The organism is Rhodoplanes sp. SY1, assembly GCF_046000175.1.
Taxonomy (GTDB): Bacteria; Pseudomonadota; Alphaproteobacteria; order Rhizobiales; family Xanthobacteraceae; genus Rhodoplanes.
Genome location: NZ_JBEOMB010000500.1, coordinates 1 through 648, shown reverse-complemented (window position 1 = coordinate 648; position 648 = coordinate 1). Strand labels below are relative to the sequence as shown.

Here is a 648-nt window from a genome sequence, read left to right as displayed (position 1 = left end):
AGGCGGGCATCGCCGCGGCGGACCGCGGTGACTTCGCGAGCGATGCCGAGGTCGAGAGAGTCCGCCGGAAGTTCGCGTCGCGCCCATGAGGCCGCGCTGGACCGCACCGGCGCTCCGCGACCTCGAAGCAATCGGCGACTATATCGCGCGCGACGACCCCGCTGCCGCCGCGAAGACGATCGATCACATCCTGGAACAGACGGATCTCCTCGCGGACCAGCGGCATCTCGGCCGGGCCGGTCGCATCGCCGGAACGCGGGAGCTCGTCGTCGCTTCGACGCCCTTCGTCGTCCCCTACCGGGTGCGCAACGGCGCGGTCGAGATCCTGGCCGTGTTCCACGGCGCAAGACGCTGGCCGGAGCGCTTCGACTGATTGACCTGCCGGGCGCGGGGACTACCATCATCCCGTCGTCATGCGGAGTGCCTGGGCATCCGCCTTCAACTCCGCGTGCACATGGATGTCCTCGGGAGGGCGCCATGGCGAGGCACAGCGCGATCGTTCTGGGGCTCCTTCTCGCCGGAATGGCGGGCGGCACGGCCGGCGCCGACATCCTGCAGAATTCGCCGCGATATTCGCCCTTCGCCTTCATCTCCGATTACCTGACCCGGAACCCGGGCCGGCCGGAGTGCTACATCAACGAGGGCTAT

Annotated in this window: 1 protein-coding gene; it reads left to right on the top strand. The window is 68.8% G+C overall.

Translation table 11 applies throughout. From position 1 onward, the window contains the following. Positions 1-85 precede the first annotated feature (85 nt). A complete protein-coding gene (locus ABTU92_RS30595) occupies positions 86-373 on the top strand; it encodes a type II toxin-antitoxin system RelE/ParE family toxin (protein WP_408095281.1) in 288 nt (95 codons plus the stop codon). Positions 374-648 lie beyond the last annotated feature (275 nt).

What these genes read in the sequence shown, in the direction of transcription:
- ABTU92_RS30595 (WP_408095281.1), top strand. Translation starts at nt 86, where the DNA reads ATGAGGCCGCGCTGGACCGCACCGGCGCTCCGCGACCTCGAAGCAATC.